Genomic DNA, 17,748 nt, shown 5'->3' on the forward strand with positions numbered 1-17,748 from the left:
GCAGGGCCCGGAAGGGATCAGGCCTTCGGCGGGACGCTCTGCGACACCGTCGCGCGCTTCTTCAGCACCAGCCAGGAGACGCCCAGCAGCAGCGCCCACAGCGGCGCGCAGTACAGCGAGATCCGCGCGTCCTTGTCGATGCCCATCATCACGATGACCATGCCGATGAAGAGCAGGGCGAACCAGCTCGTGTACGGCGCTCCCGGGGCCCGGAAGGAGGACTTCGGCAGCTCGCCGCGGTCGGACTTGGCGCGGTAGCGGATCTGGCTGACCAGAATCATGATCCAGGCCCACATGCCGGAGATGGTCGCGAAGGAGACGACGTAGTTGAACGCCTCGCCCGGCCACTGGTAGTTGATCCACACGCCGACCAGCATCAGGGCGGCGGAGAAGGACGTGCCCACGAGGGGCAGGCCGTTCTTGGTCAGTTTGGTGAAGAACTTCGGGCCCTGGCCGTTGAGCGCGAGGTCGCGCAGCATGCGGCCGGTGGAGTACATGCCCGAGTTGCAGGAGGACAGGGCGGCGGTGAGGACCACGAAGTTGACGATGGCCGCGCCGACGCCGAGGCCCATCTTCTCGAAGGCCGCCACGAACGGCGAGACGCCCGGCTGGAAGTGGGTCCACGGGACGACCGACAGGATCATGATCAGCGCGCCGACGTAGAAGACGGCGATGCGCCACGGGACGGTGTTGATGGCCTTGGGCAGGACCGTCTGCGGGTCCTTGGCCTCGCCCGCGGTGACGCCGACCAGCTCGACGGCGAGGAAGGCGAACATGACCAGCTGGAGGGTCATCAGCGTCTGGCCGATGCCGTTGGGGAAGAAGCCGCCCTGGTCCCAGAGCAGGGTGACCGAGGCGGTGTCGCCGGCGTCGGAGAAGCCGAGGGTGAGGATGCCGGCGCAGATCAGGATCATGCCGACGATCGCGGTGACCTTGATCATCGAGAACCAGAACTCCAGCTCGCCGAAGAGCTTGACGGAGATCAGGTTCACGCAGAAGAGGAGCACCGTGAAGATCAGGGCGAAGACCCACTGCGGCTGATCGGTCCAGCCGTCGGTGCCCTTGGTCCAGTACTGCATGTACTCGGAGGCTGCGGTGACTTCGGTGATGCCGGTGACGACCCAGAAGAGCCAGTACGTCCAGCCGGTCACGAAGCCCGCGAAGGGGCCGACGAACTCGCGGGCGTACTCCGAGAAGGAACCGGAGACCGGGCGGTACATGAGGAGCTCGCCGAGCGCCCGCATGATGAAGAAGATGACGAGGCCGGCCATGGCGTAGGCCAGGATCAGGCTGGGGCCGGCGATGGAGATGCCCTTGCCCGCGCCGAGGAAGAGGCCGGTGCCGATGGCGCCGCCGATCGCGATCATCTGGATCTGACGGGCCCCGAGTCCGCGCTGGTAACCCTCGCCGGATGTCGCGCCTTCGGCCTCACTGCCGTCGTGCTGCTTGTCGACCTGCACTGAGGTCATGGTGTGTCGCGCCTTTCTCCATGCCGATCCGGCCTTGAACGGCTCGGATCGACTGTGACGATCCTTTGAGGGGCTCGGCCCCCGGATGTGGAATGGAGTTGCGTGCCGGGGTCAGCCGGCGTCAGCGCCCCCGGGGACAGGGGTGGCGTCCCCGGGCGGTCGTGAAGATTTATCACGCCCGCAACAGTGATCCACTGCGCCCAATGTGGCGCACCCCACGGGAAAAATGGGACAAATAACGCCCGAGGCCCCAAAGGGCCCCCGGGCGTTAATGCGATCGTTATCCGGATTTGAGTGTCCGTTGAGCGAACGCCGAGATCGATATGTCCTGACAGGTCAGGGCATGAGCGTTTCGACGAGGCTCTCCTGGAGCGCGCCGAGCCACAGGTACGCCATCACCATCGGCTTGCGCGGGTCGGAGTCCGGCAGCCGGTAGAGCTCCCCGTTCTCGGCGGCGTCGTCATCGTCGGTGACCTCCAGGCGCGTGCCGATGGTCAGCCGCAAGTCGTTGAGCGTCCCGAGCCAGCGCCTGCACTCGTCGTCCGCCAGTTTGAGCACGGCGCCGCTCCCGCCCCCGGTGACGAGCGCGTCGAGGCTGCGTACGACGGCGAGCGCGTCCTCGCGCTTGCGCTCGCGCAGGTCGTTCTCGGTGAAGCGCCGGAACTCGGCGGAGTTGGCCCGCACCGCGCGCTCGTGCGCGTCCTCGGGATCGGCCTGCGGATCGCCGTACGCGTCGGGGAAGAGCCGGGCGAGCGCGGGGTCGGACGGCGCCTCGCTGGGCCCCTCCGCGAACAGCGCCGCCAGCGGGTCCTCGCCGGCCGCCGGCTGGTCGCCGGGCCCGACGAGTTCGAGGAGCTGTACGGCCAGGCTGCGCAGGATCGAGATCTCGACCTCGTCGAGCGCGACGGCCACGCCGCCGCCGGGGATTTCCTCGAAGAGCCCGGCCATCAGCCGCGGTCCTGCGTGAGGGTCGCCCACAGCCCATAGCCGTGCATCGCCTGCACGTCGCGCTCCATCTCCTCGCGGCTGCCGCTGGAGACGACCGCGCGGCCCTTGTGGTGAACGTCCAGCATCAGCTTGTGCGCCTTGTCCTTGGAGTAGCCGAAGTACGTCTGGAAGACATACGCGACATAGCTCATGAGATTGACGGGGTCGTTGTGGACCAGCGTCACCCAGGGGACGTCGGGTTCGGGGACGGCGAAGGTTTCCTCGGCCGATTCCGGGCGTTCGATCTCTGCGGGAGCCGTACTCACTTGTCCCATGGTGCCACCCGGGAGGTGCCGTCGCACAAACGGCCACGTAGAAATCGTCACTCTGACGAGATTGGCGGTAGCATCTTTGCCATGAACACTGCGGATCTTGGCCTGCCGGTGGATGTGCCGTCGACAGCGCTCTTCACCGACCAGTACGAGTTCACGATGCTCCAGGCCGCCCTCAGGGCCGGCACCGCCGACCGGCACTCCGTCTTCGAGGTCTTCACCCGCAGGCTCCCCGAGGGACGCCGGTACGGCGTCGTGGCGGGCACCGGGCGGGTCCTGGACGCCGTGGAGAACTTCCGTTTCGACGCCGGCGTGCTGGGCTTCCTGCGGGAGCACGCGATCGTCGACGAGCCGACGCTGGAGTGGCTCGCCTCGTACCGCTTCACGGGCGACGTGTGGGGCTACCCGGAGGGCGAGGTCTACTTCCCGGGTTCGCCCGTCCTGCGGGTCGAGGGCAGCTTCGCCGAGTGCGTGCTCCTGGAGACCGTGATCCTCTCGATCCTCAACCACGACTCCGCCATCGCGGCCGCCGCCTCCCGGATGGCCTCCGCCGCGGGTGACCGGCCGCTGATCGAGATGGGCGCCCGCCGGACGCACGAACTGTCCGCCGTCGCCTCGTCGCGCGCGGCGTACGTCGGCGGATTCACCTCCACCTCCGACCTCGCGGCCGGGTTCCGGTACGGCATCCCCACCGTCGGCACCAGCGCGCACGCCTTCACGCTGCTGCACGACAGCGAGCGCGACGCCTTCCGGGCGCAGGTCGCCTCGCTCGGCAGCGGCACGACGCTCCTGGTCGACACGTACGACGTCGCCGAGGCGGTCCGTACCGCCGTCGAGGTCGCCGGGCCGGACCTCGGGGCCGTCCGCATCGACTCCGGGGACCTGCTGCTGGTCGCGCACCGGGTGCGCGACCAGCTGGACGAGCTGGGCGCCACCGGCACGAGGATCGTGGTGACCAGCGATCTGGACGAGTACGCCATCGCCTCGCTGGCGGCGGCTCCGGTCGACGCGTACGGCGTGGGCACGCAGCTGGTCACCGGCAGCGGGCACCCCACCTGCTCCATGGTCTACAAGCTGGTCGCCCGGGCCGGCTCGGCCGACCCGGCGGCCCCGCTCCTGCCGGTGGCGAAGAAGTCGACGGGCGGCAAGACCTCCATCGGCGGCCGCAAGTGGGCGGCCCGCCGCCCCGACGCGTACGGCATCGCCGAGGCCGAGGTGGTGGGCACCGGGCCGGTACCGCCGGAGCTGGTGGACCGGCAGCTGCAGATCGAGCTGATCAAGAGCGGCGCGGTCGTGGCGCGCGAGCCGCTGGACGACGTACGGCAGCGGCACATCGCGGCGCGCGCGGGCCTGCCGATGTCGGCGGTGCAGCTGTCCAGGGGCGAGCCGGTGATCCCCACGGAGTACGCATGAACGGGGGGTGAGCGGGCAGCGGCAAGGCTGAGGGCGGGCGTCCGGCCCGACGCGTGCCCCTAGCAGCCAAAGGCCCCCTGCCGCAAGGCCGTTGGAATCTCTACTCTCGAACCAACACCCGCACAACAGAACACGAACCCCCCGCCGCCGAATCCCCACCGAAGGGCCCCCGCCATGCACCGCGCCTTGATCGTCGTGGACGTTCAGAACGACTTCTGCGAGGGCGGCAGCCTCGCGGTGGCGGGCGGCGCCGACGTCGCCGCCGCCGTCACCGAGCTGATCGGCGAGGCCCCGGCCGGGTACCGCCATGTCGTGGCCACCCGCGACCACCACGTCGACCCCGGCGACCACTTCTCCGCCAACCCGGACTACGTCCACTCCTGGCCGGTGCACTGCGTAGCCGGTACGGAGGGCGTGGGCTTCCACCCGAACTTCGCGCCGGCCGTCGCCTCGGGCGCCATCGCCGCGGTCTTCGACAAGGGCGCCCACGCGGCGGCGTACAGCGGCTTCGAGGGAACCGACGAGAACGGGACGGGGCTGGCCGTCTGGCTCCGGGAGCGCGGGGTGACCGAGGTCGACGTGGTCGGCATCGCCACGGACCACTGCGTCCGGGCGACGGCCCTGGACGCGGTCCGCGAGGGCTTCACCACCCACGTCCTGCTCGACCTCACGGCCGGCGTCGCCGAGGCGACGACGGAGCGGGCCCTGGAGCAGATGCGCGAGGCGGGCGTGGAGCTGTCCGGGAAGCCGGTGGTCTAGCGGACGGGCCGCCGGTGCGGCCCGGCGGCGGCCCCCCGCCCGCTCACGCCGGGCGTACGGGTCTGAGCAGCGCCCGTATGGGGTGCCAGAGCTCCACCGTCTCCTGCGGCGCCGTACGCCACAGCAGGCCGTCCGGGTGGTGCAGTACGGCGGTGATCTCGTCCGGCGTCGGCGGGTGGGCGTTGCCCCGCAGGTAGACGGCCCGCAGACCGTGGTTCCGCAGCCTGGTCAGGGCGCGGGCACGGTTCACCGAGTGGACCAGGACGCGGACCTTGCGGCCCTCGGACTCCGGGCTGGGCAGCGTCAGTGCCACCACCACGCTGCCGCCGGGCAACCGTACGAAACCTCCACCGGACATGCCGATCAATCCCCCATAAGACGTCGTGTCAACAAGAGCTGGTCAAGAGGCATCTAAACGCGAACGGCCGCCGCCCGCTAGAGGGCGACGGCCGATCATGCTCTGACCTGCGGTGTTGCGTTTCTTCTCGAACGAGTGGCCGAATTACTTGGTCGAGGGCCCGACCTTCACGGTGATCGTCGAGCCGCTCTTGGGCTCGCTGACGATCGAGATCCGGGTGTTGGTGTCAGGAACGTCCACACCACCGGTCGGGTTCTCCTTGTACCAGTACGTCCCCTTGCGGTCGTCGAAGACCGGGACGCCCTTCTGCGACGCGAGCTTCAGCGGCACGTTCGCGCTGTGCAGCGTGAAGCGGTCGGTGCGGTACTTGCTGAAGGTGGCGTCGTAGGACTGGATCTTGTTCCGCAGCAGCTTGCCGTCCGCCCACTTCAGCGGCTCGGCGTGCGCGTCGACCGGCAGGATCAGGCCCTTGCCCGGGTGGGCGCTGGTGTTGTTGTCCTTCTGCGAGGTGTCCCACAGCCAGATCATCAGGCCGTTCTGGTACGGGTAGTGCTCGACCCAGCTCGGCCGGTCGGGAGCGAACCCGAAGTTGTACGGGCCGACCTTCAGGGTCTTGTCGTACGACACGTACTGACGGTTCTCGGCCAGGTAGTACTGCCCGTAGTCCTTGGTGAAGGACTCGGCGATGCGCGAGAAGCCCTTCGCCGTCCAGCCGTTGTCGTCACCCTCGGCGCTGTCGGTGAACACCGGCCTGCCGTCGGCGGTCACCGTGATCGCGTCGGCCGCGAAGCCCTTGCCGCCCGCGCCGCCGTCCGTCTGGTAGCGGAAGCGCAGGTCGATCTTCTTGCCCGCGTAGGCGTCGAGCGGGAAGGCGAGCTTCTTGTACGTGCCGCCCACACCGGTCAGACCCGGCTTGTCGGCGGCGTCGCGCGGGAGCGCCTTGCCGTCGGCGGTCCCGTCGACGGCGTTCCAGGTCTTGCCCGCGTCGGTCGAGACCTCGGCGTACAGCCAGTCGTAGTTGGCCTCGATGTCCCACCAGCCCTGGAGCGACAGCTCGGCCTTGGCCTTGCCGGTCAGGTCCACGGAACGGGTCAGGGTGTTCTTGAGGTCGTCGCCCATGTCGCTCCACCACTGCTTGGAGCCCTCGGCGGGCTTCACGACAGTCGTGGTGACGGGCTTCTTGGGCAACTCGACGAGGAGCGCCTGCGGGTTCTTGGTGTTGTACGCCGAGACGCCCAGCTTGTGCTTCGACTTCGTCGCGGCCTTGGCCTCGTCGTAGTCGAGCCAGCCCAGCTGGAACTTGTCCCAGGCGGTCATGTCGCCGGGCAGGTCGCCGATCTCGGTCTTGCCCTTGCCGAGCCAGGAGCCGGCCGACATCAGCGACCAGAAGCCGACGCCGTTCTCGCCCTTGCCCGAGGTGTCGTACAGGTCGGGCAGGCCCAGGTCGTGGCCGTACTCGTGGGCGAAGACGCCGAGGCCGCCGTTCTCCGGCTGCATCGTGTAGTCGCCGACCCAGATGCCGGTCCTGCCGATCTGGGTGCCGCCGGCCGGGTTGTTCGCCGGGCCGGTCTTGCCGGCGTCGGTGCCGTACGCGTACCAGCGGTGCGCCCACAGGGCGTTCTCGCCCTGGGCGCCCCCGCCCGCCGACTCGTCCTCGCCCGCGTGGACGATCTGGAAGTGGTCGATGTAGCCGTCGGACTCGTTGAAGTTGCCGTCGGCGTCGAAGTCGTAGCGGTCCCACTGGTCGTAACCGGCGAGCTGCGACTTGATCTGGGCGTCCGTCCGGCCCTTGGCCTTCTGGTCGGCGGACCAGGCGGTGACGCCGTCGCGGACGGTGTCCCAGACGTTGGCGCAGTTGCTGTCGCCGCAGTAGTTGGAGCCGTAACGGGCCTCGTTGTAGTCGACCTTGACCCAGTCGGAGACCTCGCCGTCGACCGAGTAGCGGCCGGAGGAGGTCTTCTCGTAGTACGTCTTGAGGGAGTCCTTGCCCTTGCCCTCGCCGAAGTACAGCTCCTGGAAGTGCTTCTGGTCGTAGTCCTTCTGCCAGGCCGTCGAGTTGTCCTCGGAACGGTCCGGCTCGGCTATCCGGTTGTGCGCGGGGCCGGGCTCGCCGCCGTACTTCTTGACGGGCGGCTCGGGGCCGTCGCCGTCCGGGTCGAACATGGTCGTGTCGTCGACCTTGTCGCCGAACTCCACCAGGATCGTGAAGATCTTGTCGGTCTTCTCGCGGCCCAGCTCGACGTACTTCTTGTCGTCGAGTTTGACGACCTTGGACGCGCCGCGCTTCTGCACGGTCGCATCCCCGGCGACGACCTGCTCCAGCGCGGCCTTGCGCTCCAGCTCCTGCTGCTTGCTGAACGGTCCTTCGAGGTCGTGCTCGACGTGCCCCTTGGCGGGCGCCGGGTCGCGGCGCTCGATCCCGGCCTTGTCCGCCGCGCTCACAGGCTTCTCGTCAGCCTGAGCGGTGGCGAACGCGGAGGCCGTCGCGGCGGTCGCGGCCATGGCCACGACTACGGCAGCGGCTCTGATCCGCCCTCGGTTGGTGGTCACTTGATGATGTCCTCCCCCGCGGGCCGCGTCAGCACGGAAGAGGGTGAGGGGTATTCCGGGCGCGGCGCGCGTCTCAAGTGACGACATTCGACCGGAGTTGCCGAAGAAAAGACAGATCTTGACTTGGACAGCTCAATTGCACTATGCAGAAGCGCAGTTCCGGATACCGGACGCTTTCGGATCAGTCGCCGGCCGCCGGCAGGGCGCGTCGATCCCACCAGACGGGATGCGGAATGACTCCGTGCGCCCCTGATGCACCGGCACCGTGGGTTAGGTCACGCTTACTACCGGTTCCGTGCGGGCATTCACCGTCGTAGAGTCGCCCGAAGTGCGACCCGGTTGAGACTGCCACCCCTACCGCTGCTCCGAGGACGGAAATCGCCATGCCGCGTCCGACTGCCGCACAGTTCGCATACGGTTCAGCCACCGTCGTGTTCTCGACCATCGCCATGCTGCTGCTGTCCGGGACGGCGGCCGGCATCGGTGTCGCCGTCATCGCACTCGCGGCGCTGGCCCTGGGCCTGCTGGTCTCGCTGACGGTGCCCACGGCGAAGGCGGCGCGCACGGTTCGCGATGCGAACGACGCGGCCGCCTCCACGACGCCCACCGGTGCCCGGCCCGAGTCCGCCGGGCCGGACGCCGCCGACGCCCGGGTGCCCGGCCCGCGTTCCGTCTCCGCGCGGTCCTCGCGGGCCCACTCGGCGGTCGGCGGGCACTCGCTACGTGGTTGACACCACCACCGTCTTGGCCGCCTTGTCGTGCAGGCCCTGCTTGTAGGGCTTGTCGACCAGGATCATCACCAGGTTGATGATCCACCACAGGCAGAAACAGCAGATCAGCGCCGGCACCCACAGGACGACGGCGCGCAGCAGCGACGCGTTCGTCTCGGGGATCATCCCGCTGTTGAGCATGGCGACGCGCAGGTTCATCAGCCGCTTGCCCACGGTCCGGCCGTCCTTGGCCGTGAAGTAGGTGTCGTAGCCGATGTACACGACCATCGTCACGAGCTGCCAGATCAGCGACTTGCCGTCCGACATGGTCGAGACTTCGTCCCAGTCGTCGCTGTTGTAGCTGTCGAACATGCCGAGCAGCCAGCCGATGAGCCCCAGCGGCACACCGACGATGAGGATGTCGACGAGCCGCGCCGCGATCCGCTTGCCGGTGGGCGCGAGCGGCGGCATCCCGGCGAGCGGGTCGGCGGCGCCGCCGCTGTAGGGCGGGGGCGGAGAGCCGTACGGGCCGCCGCCGTAGGGGTCGCCGTACGGCGATCCGCCACCGGGGCCGGGGCCGGAGGGGCCGCCAGGACCACCGGGGCCGGCCGGTCCGCCCGGTCCGCCCGGGCCGCTGGGTCCGCCCGGTCCGCCGGTGTCGTACGGGCCGCCGCCGGACGGGGGTGGCGGTGGTGGGGGCGTCGACGGCGGCTGGTCCGGCGGGGGCTTCTTGCGGAACGGGTCGTCATCGGACGGCTGGCCGGGCGGCGGCTGGTCAGTGCTCATAACGGCAGTCGACCGCGCCCGCCCGCCGCCCGCATCCGGTCGGGTGCCGTTCGGGGGACCTGGCTGCCCGTCAGTCCCCCGCGACGAAGGTACGCGCCGCCTTGTCGTGCCAGCACTGACGCCACGGGCGGTCGAAAAGGCACCACGCGGCGTTGACGATCCCGATCGCGAGGACGCCGAGCACGCCGTACACGAGCCAGCGGCGCAGCGCCGGGCCGAACGTCGGGGGCTCGTGCGCCTCGATGTCCCGTACGTGCATGCGGCACAGCTTCTTGCCGAGCGTACGGCCCCACTTGACCGTCGGCAGCACCTCGTACACCACTCCGATGAGGAGGTACGCGCCGAGCACGATGCCGAGGTAGCCGGCGGTGGTTCCGTCGAGCAGCCATACGGTCACGGTCTCGCCGGACAGCTTCGCCGCCTCGATCTTGTCGTCGATGTGCGCGAGCGCCGCCGACACGAGCGGTACGGCGATCGCGGCGACCGCGCCGCCGAGGACGACGGTGTCGATCAGCCGTGCGGCCAGCCGCTTGGCGAGGCCGGCGGGCCTGGCCGCCGCCTGCGCCTGGGCGGCCTGGAGGAACGGGTCGCTGACCGGCGGCTTCCACGGCACGACGGGCGACGCGCCCTCCTCCTGGTCCGGCTGCGCCAGCCGGTGCACCTGCTGCGCCCAGGAGGCGGCCCCGCCACCGGCCCCGGCGGAGACAGGGGCGGCCCCGGCAGCGCCCTGCCCGGCGTGCAGCCCCGGCCCGCCGGCCTGCGCGGAGGGCGTGCCCTGCGCGGCGGCGTGCCCCTGGCCGGCGGCGTGCGGCACCTGCGCGGAGGGCTGCGCCTGGCCCGGAACCTGCCCCTGCGCGGAGACGTGGCCCTGCGCGGGCGCGTGGCCCTGGCCCGTGGGCTGCGGACGGCCGGGGGCCTGGCCCTGGCCGGACGGCTGCGCCTGGCCGGGCACGTGGCCCTGGCCGGGCGTCTGGCCCTGGCCGGGCGTCTGGCCCTGGCCGGGGGCCTGGGTCTGGCCCGGGGTCCGGCCCTGGGTGGCGGCGCGTCCCTGGCCCGCCGCGTGCCCCTGGCCGGAGGGCTGGGTCTGGCCCGGGGTCCGGGGGCGGTTCTGGTCCGGGAGCTGGGGGCGGTTGGCGCCCGGGGTCATGGTGCGGATGGCCATCGTGCCGTCGGCCTGGGTCGTGCGCGGGGACTCCGCGCCGCCCCGGCGCAGGGACCGGATGGTGACCGTGCCGTCGTCGGGAGGCGAGGCCCGGCCGGGCCGGCGGACGCCGGGAAGCGCGCCGCCGCTGGGGTCGTCCCCGGTGCCGCGCGGGTCACGTTCACCGGCCGCTCCCGGCGCGGCTTCCGGCGCGGAGCCGCCCGTACGCCGGAGGTCGACCCCGCCGGCCCCGCGACGCTGGTCCCCGGAGGCGCGCCGGGGGTCCGCCGAGCCGCCGGGGGCGGAACCCGACGTACCGCCGCTGTCGCCGGACGCGGAGGGCGCGGTGCCGTCGGCGGCCGGGGTCGCGGTGGAGCCCCAGGAGACGCGGCGGTCGCGGTCGCCGCCGAAGCCGGTCTGGCGGGACGTGTCCGCCTGCCAGGCGGACGCCGGTTCCGGGGTGTTGCCGTGCAGGTGCGCGCCTTCCGGTTCCTCGTCGAAGAAGACCGGACCGGTCTCCTCGACGGCGGGCACCGGGGCCGGGGCGGGGGCGGGCGCCGCCGCGCCGGCGGGCGCGGCTGGCATTCCCTCGCTGTCCGCCGGGGCGGGGCGACTGGTTCCGGGCACCCAGGACGCCCCGTTCCAGAACCGGACGTAGCCGGGGATGGACGGGTCGGGATAGTAGCCAGGAGTGGGGCTGCTGTCGCCGCTGGCCGGGGTGGGGGCGCTCATCACCGTGTCCCGTATCTAGTCGATGGCCTCGTTATCGAGGTCCACATCTATCAGACCGCCGCGACGCGCCGGGCCCGTCCCAGGGGAAGCACCTCTTTCCGGGCATCCCCGGGGCCTCTCCGTGGTATGCCCGCCGTCTTCCCCGCGCCTCCGCGACCTCCGCATCGTCGTTCGTCTCCTCTCCCTCCGCAAGGAGCAGGCCGAACTCGTCTCCCGAAGTCGCGTAATGAACGCACGCCTGGCCGCTCTCTCCCGGTGAGGCCCGCCCAAGGGGCCGCCCGACCGGAGAGGAACGGACGATCCGATGCACACCGTGGTGGAACGCGAACTCGAACTGAACCTGGTGCTCTCGCCCGAGCGCAGCATCCCCGTGCCGGCCCGGCTGACCTACCGCACGGACGACCCGTACGCCGTGCACATCACCTTCCACGTCGGCTCGGACGCCCCGGTCGGCTGGACGTTCGCCCGCGAGCTGCTGGTCGAGGGGGTGTTCCGGCCGTGCGGCCACGGCGACGTACGGATCTGGCCCACCAAGATCGACGCGCGCAGCGTGGTCTGCGTGGCGCTGACGTCGCCCGACGGGGACGCCCTGCTGGAGGCGCCGTCCCCCGTCGTGTCCGCCTGGCTGGAGCGGACGCTGCTGGCGGTCCCGCCGGGGACGGAGTCCGGGCGGCTCGGCATGGACGAGGCGCTGGCCCGGCTGCTGACGCCGACCCCGGCCGACGACCTGTGGCTGAGCGAACCGTGGCCGTCGGACGAGTCCGGCGGGGGCGAGGCGTGAGGCGGCGCCGGGGCTCAGAGGACCTTGCCCGGGTTGAGGAGGCCGAGCGGATCGAAGGCCGCCTTGACGGACCGCTGCAACTCCAGTCCGACCGGCCCCAGTTCCCTGGCCAGCCAGTCCCGCTTCAGTACGCCGACTCCGTGCTCGCCGGTGATGGTGCCGCCGAGTTCCAGGCCGAGCGCCATGATCTCGTCGAAGGACTCGCGGGCGCGCCGCGACTCGTCCTCGTCCAGGTGGTCGAAGCAGACCACCGGGTGCGTGTTGCCGTCGCCCGCGTGCGCGCACACGCCGATGACCAGGTCGTACTTCTCCGCGACGGCGGCGGTGCCCTCAAGCATCGCGCCGAGCTTCGAGCGCGGCACGCACACGTCGTCGATCATCGTCGCGGACTTGACCGCCTCCAGCGCCGTCAGGGACATCCGCCGCGCCTGGAGCAGCAGTTCGGACTCGGCGACGTCGTCGGCGGGGACCACCGCGACCGCGCCGGCGGCGGTGCACAGCTCCCCGACGGCGGCGAGGTCGGCGGCCGGGTCCGCGGTGTCGAAGGCGGCGAGCAGGAGTGCCTCGGTGGACTCGGGCAGGCCCATGTTGGCCATCTTGTTGACGGCGCGCAGGGTCGTACGGTCCATGAGTTCCAGCAGCGAGGGGGCGTGACCGCGCGCCATGATCGCGCACACCGCGTCGCAGGCGGCGGCCGCGGACGGGAACTCGGCGGCGAGGACGAGCTGCCGGGGCGGGGCGGGCTTCAGCGCGAGCACCGCCTTGACGACGATGCCGAGGGTGCCTTCCGCGCCGACGAAGAGCCGGGTGAGGTCGTAGCCCGCGACGCCCTTGGCCGTGCGGCGCCCCGTGCGCAGGAGCCGGCCGTCGGCGAGTACGACGTCCAGTCCCAGCACGTACTCGGCGGTCACGCCGTACTTCACGCAGCACAGCCCGCCCGCGGCGGTGCCGATGTTCCCGCCGATGGTGCACATCTCCCAACTGGACGGGTCGGGAGGGTAGGAGAGACCCTGCTCGGCCACGGCCCGCGACAGGACCGCGTTGATCACACCCGGCTCGACCACGGCGATCCGGTCGACCGCGCTGATCTCCAGGATCCGGTCCATCCGCACCAGCGACAGCACGACACAGCCGTCGCTCGCGTTCGCCGCGCCGGACAGCCCCGTCCGGGCGCCCTGCGGCACCACCGGCACGCGCAGCGCCGTCGCGGTGCGCATGACGTGCTGGACCTGCTCGACGGTGCGCGGCAGGACCACGACGGCGGGGGTGCCCGCCGCGCAGAATCCCGCCATGTCGTGGACGTACGACGCCATGACGTCCGGATCGGTGATCAGCGTCTCTGCCGGGAGGCCCGCGCGCAGCCGTTCGAGAAGATCGTCCATGGTCCCAGCGTGTCACTCGGGGCCATCGGTGTGAACCCGTCGCCGATCCGCTTCGCGGGTCCGGACGCGCTCGTAGTACTGGCGCACAGTGAGCGGCATGGAGACCGAACAGCGGGCGAAGCGGCGGTGGCCGCGCGCCGTGCTCGCGGGCGTGGCGGTGCTGGTCGTCGCGGGGGTGCTCACCGCGCAGTGGCTGGGCGAACGTCCGCCGCCGGCGCCGGGGCCGGTGGGGCGGGCGATGGCCGCCGTCGAGGCCGTGGGTGCCGGGGCGCCCGCCTCCCCCGCCGACCTGACGGCGCTCATCGGCGAGCGCGAGTCCTGGCTGCGCGCGCACCCCGAGGACGAGCGCTCCTGGTCGGTGCTCGGCTCCGCGTACCTGGAGCGGGGCCGCTGGACGGCCGACGCCAACGACTTCCCCCGGGCGGAGATGGCGCTGCGGCACTCGCTGTCCGTACGCCCGAAGGCGAACCCCGACGCCCTCGTCGGCCTCGCCGCGCTCGCCCACGCCCGTGGCGACCACCGCGCGGCGAAGAAGTGGGGCGAGGCGGTCCGCAAGCGGTCACCGAGGCGCTGGACGGTGTACCCGGTCCTGATCGGCGCGTACACGCAGCTCGGCCAACAGGCCGCCGCCGCCGAAGCGGTGGAGAAGCTGACGGCGCTGCGCCCGGGGGCCGCGGCGCGGCGCCTGGCGGCGGAGGTGTACCGCAGCCGGGGCTGGCGGGAGGACGCGGCGGCGACGCTGGCCGACGCGACGGCTCTGGCGGGCTCCGCCGCGGAGCGGGTGACGGGGCTGCACGCCCTGGGCGAGCTGGCGTGGGAACGCGGCGAGCCGCAGGAGGCTCTGGGCCACTACGAGGCCGCTCTGCGCACCGATCCCGGTTACGGCAGGGCGCGGGCGGGCCGCGCGCGGGTCATGGCGGCGCTGGGCCGGCCGGCCGACGCGGAGGTCGACTACCGTGCGGCGCTCGCGGACGTACCCCTGCCGGAACTGCACCTGGAGTACGGCGAACTGCTGGAGTCCCAGGGCCGCGAGGGCGAGGCGAAGGAGCAGTACGCGTTCGTACGGGAAGCCGTGGCGCTGCGCCGCAAGCTCGGCGGCAGGCGCGACGAACTGCTGTTGGCACGGCTCGACGCGGACCACGGTGATCCGGCCGCGGCGGTGCGGCGGCTGCGGGCGGAGTGGCGGCGCCACCCGAACGCGCATGTCGCGGACGGCCTGGCGTGGGCGCTGCATCGCAGCGGCGGCGCGAAGAACAACAAGGAGGCTCTGAAGTACGCCCGCGAGGCGACGGAGCAGGGCCTGCGCGACGCCCGGTTCTTCTGCCACTTGGCCATGATCGAGCGCGAGGTGCGCAAGTACGGCGCGGCGCGGCGGCATCTGGAGGAGGCGCTGCGGATCAACCCGGCGTTCTCCCCGCTGCTGGCGCCGAAGGCCCGCGAGATGCTGCACGCCCTCGGCGACCCCCCGCACCGGGGCACCCGCCGCTGAGCCGGCCGCGCGTGCCGCGTCCCCGGGGCGGCCGTGGCGGGCGGAGCCGGTGCGGTCATCCCTGCTTGTAGTAGATCGAGTACCGGCGGGCGCCCGCCTCCCCCGAGGCGAAGCCCATGCAGAGCCGGGGCTTGCCGGTGCGCCGTACGGCGAGACCTTCCGGCTCCCGGTAGTCGAGGGAGTAGCCGGCCTTCGTACGGGTCCGCTGGACCATCTCGCCGGTGCGGACGTCGACGCAGGAGACGTACGCGTTGCCGTGGCCGGAGCGGGGGTTGCCGGTTCCGTACGGTTCGCCGGCGAGCTGGTAGAGGTAGTTGCCGTACAGCGCGAAGCCCTGGAAGTCGATGTCCGGGTCGGGGTGCGCGGGGGCCTGTGCGAAGTCGTGCAGGGGCTCGGAGAAGTCGCCCGCGACGGCGCGGGCCAGCGGGAAGACGCGGTAGCGGACCTCGCCGTCGACGCGGTGGCGGACGGCGATCCGCTTGCGGCTCATGTCGACGGACGGCTGGTTCGCGGTCGAGCCGGGGACCGGGTAGCGGGTGGTCTCGGCCGAACCGCGCCGCACCTGCCGGTCCTTGAACCGGAACCGGGTGATGCCGCGCCCGAAGGCCCCGCTGTCCGCCGCCCGCCCGTCCGACTCGGTCCAGATCCAGGTCGCGCCGGCCGCGTCCCGCTCGACGCCCATGCCGACGCCGTGCCCGTGGCCGAGCAGGTACATGTGCCCCAGCCGGGCGCCCTTGAGGTCGAGCCGGTTCAGGCACATGTCGCCGCGCCGGCGCCGCTCCGTGCCGGTGTACGCGCGGGACTCGCCGGGGAGCCTGATGCCGCCCTGCATGACCTGCAGGACGTACAGCCGCTGCCGGGAGTCGTCGAAGGCGAAGGACTGGAGGACGGTGGTGTGTCCGAGCCTCTTCTTCCAGTGCCATCTCTTCGACGGCACCGCCAAGTCGATGCGCTCATCACTCGTGCTCGCACTGACACTAGTCATGGCCATGACTCACGATAGCGACCCCGCGCACCCCCCGTCAGGGGCGCGCGGAGCCGCACACGCGGCACAGGAAGCACGCGCGGCGCGGTCTCAGAGGTTGCCGCGCTTCTCCTGCTCACGCTCGATCGCCTCGAAGAGGGCCTTGAAGTTGCCCTTGCCGAAGCCCATCGAGCCGTGCCGCTCGATCATCTCGAAGAAGACGGTCGGCCGGTCCTGGACCGGCTTGGTGAAGATCTGCAGGAGGTAGCCGTCCTCGTCGCGGTCGACGAGGATCTTCAGCTCGCGCAGTGTCTCCACCGGCACCCGGGTCTCGCCGGCCCACTCGCCGAGGGTGTCGTAGTACGAGTCGGGGGTGTCCAGGAACTGGACCCCGTTGGCCCGCATGCTGCGCACGGTCGCGACGATGTCGTTCGTGGCGAGCGCGATGTGCTGGACGCCCGCGCCGCCGTAGAACTCCAGGTACTCGTCGATCTGCGACTTCTTCTTCGCGATCGCGGGCTCGTTGATCGGGAACTTCACCTTCAGGGTGCCGTCCGCGACGACCTTCGACATGAGGGCGGAGTACTCGGTGGCGATGTCGTCACCCACGAACTCCTTCATGTTGGTGAAGCCCATGACCTTGTTGTAGAAGGCGACCCACTCGTTCATCTTGCCGAGCTCGACGTTGCCGACGCAGTGGTCGATCGCCTGGAAGGTGCGCTTGGCCGGCGGCTCGACCATCGGATCGACGGCGACGAAGCCGGGGAGGTACGGGCCGTCGTAACCGGATCGGTCGACGAGGGTGTGCCGGGTCTTGCCGTACGTCGCGATCGCGGCCAGGACGACGACGCCGTGCTCGTCCTTGACCTCGTGCGGCTCCTCGATGCCGCGCGCCCCGTGCTCGACGGCGTAGGCGTACGCGGCACGGGCGTCCGGGACCTCGATGGCCAGGTCGACGACGCCGTCGCCGTGCTCGGCGACGTGGTCGGCGAGGAAACGGCCCCGGTCGGTGGAGGGCTTGATGACGGAGGTGAGGACGAAGCGCGCGGCGCCGTTGGTCAGGACGTAACTCGCGGTCTCGCGGCTGCCGTTCTCCGGTCCGGAGTAGGCGACGAGCTTCATGCCGAAGGCCGTCGAGTAGTAGTGCGCGGCCTGCTTGGCGTTTCCGACGGCGAAGACGACCGCGTCCATTCCCTTGACCGGGAAGGGGTCGGCCTCGCGCGCGGTGCTGGGGGTGGTGTGCTGCGTGGTCTCAGTCATGGCGGCAGACTCTCTCCGTATCGCAAGCTGCGCAATAGTTCGCGGAACCACTGGGCAATCTGCCTACCGGAACGCCAGAATGAAGGGGCGATCTGTACAGGATGACCAGAGTCATCGCGAGGTTCCGGGAAGCAGGCGGCGCCCATGCCCACCGACGGTATCGACGAACTCGACGGCCGGCTCATCGTGCTGCTGGCGCGCGAGCCGCGCATCGGCGTGCTGGAGGCCTCGCGCCGCCTCGGGGTGGCGCGCGGGACCGTGCAGGCACGGATGGACCGGCTTCAGTCCAACGGGGTGATCCGCGGCTTCGGGCCGGACGTCGACCCGGCCGCGCTCGGCTATCCGGTGACGGCGTTCGCGACCCTGGAGATCAAGCAGGGCCAGGGGGCCGACGTACGGGCGCATCTGACGACGGTGCCCGAGGTGCTGGAGCTGCACACCACCACCGGGCACGGCGACATGCTGTGCCGCCTCGTCGCCCGCTCGAACGCCGATCTGCAGCGGGTGATCGACCGGGTCGTCGGCTTCGAGGGCATCGTGCGGGCCTCCACGGCGATCGTCATGGAGAACCCCGTGCCGCTGCGGATCATCCCGCTGGTCGAGCAGGCCGCGGTGGACGGGGCCGGCTGAGGCGCGGGACGGCGGGCGCGGGCAGCACCGGGCACCACCCACACCGCCCGCATCGCGGGACATGC

The 17,748-nt window shown here is 71.3% G+C and carries 16 protein-coding genes; 6 read left to right on the top strand and 10 right to left on the bottom strand.

All coding sequences use genetic code 11. The features are described 5' to 3' along the window. Positions 1–17 precede the first annotated feature (17 nt). The 3 genes from IE185_RS24020 to clpS all read right to left on the bottom strand — a co-directional run bounded on the left by IE185_RS24020 (position 18) and on the right by clpS (position 2,731). Positions 18–1,469, bottom strand: a complete 1,452-nt coding sequence (locus IE185_RS24020) for an amino acid permease (RefSeq protein ID WP_138896763.1) — start codon at positions 1,467–1,469, stop codon at positions 18–20. Between the two features lie 336 nt (positions 1,470–1,805). Beyond that, positions 1,806–2,417: a DUF2017 domain-containing protein gene (locus IE185_RS24025; protein WP_138896764.1), complete on the bottom strand. Its 612-nt coding sequence runs from the start codon at positions 2,415–2,417 to the stop codon at positions 1,806–1,808. Further along, positions 2,417–2,731: an ATP-dependent Clp protease adapter ClpS gene (gene clpS / locus IE185_RS24030; protein WP_138896765.1), complete on the bottom strand. Its 315-nt coding sequence runs from the start codon at positions 2,729–2,731 to the stop codon at positions 2,417–2,419. Before clpS ends, IE185_RS24025 begins: the two co-directional genes overlap by 1 nt. Positions 2,732–2,812: 81 nt before the next feature. Here clpS and IE185_RS24035 point away from each other — a divergent pair, with 81 nt between their 5' ends. Further along, on the top strand, positions 2,813–4,141 hold the full coding sequence (locus IE185_RS24035) for a nicotinate phosphoribosyltransferase (protein ID WP_138896766.1): 1,329 nt from the start codon (positions 2,813–2,815) through the stop codon (positions 4,139–4,141). Positions 4,142–4,315: 174 nt separating this feature from the next. Beyond that, entirely contained in the window at positions 4,316–4,900 is a 585-nt protein-coding gene (locus IE185_RS24040; RefSeq protein WP_138898351.1) for an isochorismatase family protein, read from the top strand. 43 nt (positions 4,901–4,943) lie between these two features. On the opposite strand, the gene IE185_RS24045 is transcribed toward IE185_RS24040, so the two are convergent. Further along, positions 4,944–5,258, bottom strand: a complete 315-nt coding sequence (locus IE185_RS24045; protein WP_138898350.1) for a hypothetical protein — start codon at positions 5,256–5,258, stop codon at positions 4,944–4,946. Between the two features lie 144 nt (positions 5,259–5,402). Next, the gene (locus IE185_RS24050; RefSeq protein ID WP_138898352.1) at positions 5,403–7,760 is read right to left on the bottom strand and encodes an immune inhibitor A domain-containing protein; all 2,358 of its coding nucleotides are present in this window, start codon (positions 7,758–7,760) and stop codon (positions 5,403–5,405) included. Between the two features lie 431 nt (positions 7,761–8,191). Here IE185_RS24050 and IE185_RS24055 point away from each other — a divergent pair, with 431 nt between their 5' ends. Next, positions 8,192–8,539 carry a hypothetical protein gene (locus tag IE185_RS24055; protein ID WP_138898349.1) on the top strand — a complete coding sequence of 116 codons (348 nt, stop codon included), beginning with the start codon at positions 8,192–8,194 and terminating at the stop codon, positions 8,537–8,539. On the opposite strand, the gene IE185_RS24060 is transcribed toward IE185_RS24055, so the two are convergent. After that, entirely contained in the window at positions 8,528–9,304 is a 777-nt protein-coding gene (locus IE185_RS24060; RefSeq protein WP_189715979.1) for an RDD family protein, read from the bottom strand. The two genes, IE185_RS24055 and IE185_RS24060, sit on opposite strands and share 12 nt — an antisense overlap. Positions 9,305–9,374: 70 nt before the next feature. Further along, the gene (locus IE185_RS24065) at positions 9,375–11,177 is read right to left on the bottom strand and encodes an RDD family protein (RefSeq protein ID WP_189715981.1); all 1,803 of its coding nucleotides are present in this window, start codon (positions 11,175–11,177) and stop codon (positions 9,375–9,377) included. 304 nt (positions 11,178–11,481) lie between these two features. Between IE185_RS24065 and IE185_RS24070 the strand changes: the two genes are divergently transcribed. Further along, positions 11,482–11,958 carry an SsgA family sporulation/cell division regulator gene (locus IE185_RS24070; protein ID WP_138897654.1) on the top strand — a complete coding sequence of 159 codons (477 nt, stop codon included), beginning with the start codon at positions 11,482–11,484 and terminating at the stop codon, positions 11,956–11,958. Between the two features lie 14 nt (positions 11,959–11,972). Here IE185_RS24070 and IE185_RS24075 read toward each other — a convergent pair whose 3' ends face one another. Next, positions 11,973–13,340: an FAD-binding oxidoreductase gene (locus IE185_RS24075; protein ID WP_138897653.1), complete on the bottom strand. Its 1,368-nt coding sequence runs from the start codon at positions 13,338–13,340 to the stop codon at positions 11,973–11,975. 97 nt (positions 13,341–13,437) lie between these two features. Here IE185_RS24075 and IE185_RS24080 point away from each other — a divergent pair, with 97 nt between their 5' ends. Further along, positions 13,438–14,829: a tetratricopeptide repeat protein gene (locus IE185_RS24080; protein ID WP_138897652.1), complete on the top strand. Its 1,392-nt coding sequence runs from the start codon at positions 13,438–13,440 to the stop codon at positions 14,827–14,829. Between the two features lie 55 nt (positions 14,830–14,884). Here the strand turns inward: IE185_RS24080 and IE185_RS24085 are convergent, their stop codons facing one another. Next, positions 14,885–15,766 (bottom strand): phage baseplate protein, encoded by an 882-nt coding sequence (locus IE185_RS24085; RefSeq protein WP_229843666.1) that lies wholly within the window; start codon positions 15,764–15,766, stop codon positions 14,885–14,887. Between the two features lie 138 nt (positions 15,767–15,904). After that, complete coding sequence (gene hppD, locus IE185_RS24090) at positions 15,905–17,053, bottom strand: 4-hydroxyphenylpyruvate dioxygenase (protein ID WP_138897650.1); 1,149 nt, start codon at positions 17,051–17,053, stop codon at positions 15,905–15,907. Between the two features lie 144 nt (positions 17,054–17,197). Between hppD and IE185_RS24095 the strand changes: the two genes are divergently transcribed. Then, the gene (locus IE185_RS24095) at positions 17,198–17,683 is read left to right on the top strand and encodes an Lrp/AsnC family transcriptional regulator (RefSeq protein WP_138897649.1); all 486 of its coding nucleotides are present in this window, start codon (positions 17,198–17,200) and stop codon (positions 17,681–17,683) included. Positions 17,684–17,748 lie beyond the last annotated feature (65 nt).

The organism is Streptomyces chryseus (assembly GCF_014650755.1).
In the GTDB taxonomy this organism is placed as follows: Bacteria; Actinomycetota; Actinomycetes; order Streptomycetales; family Streptomycetaceae; genus Streptomyces; species Streptomyces chryseus.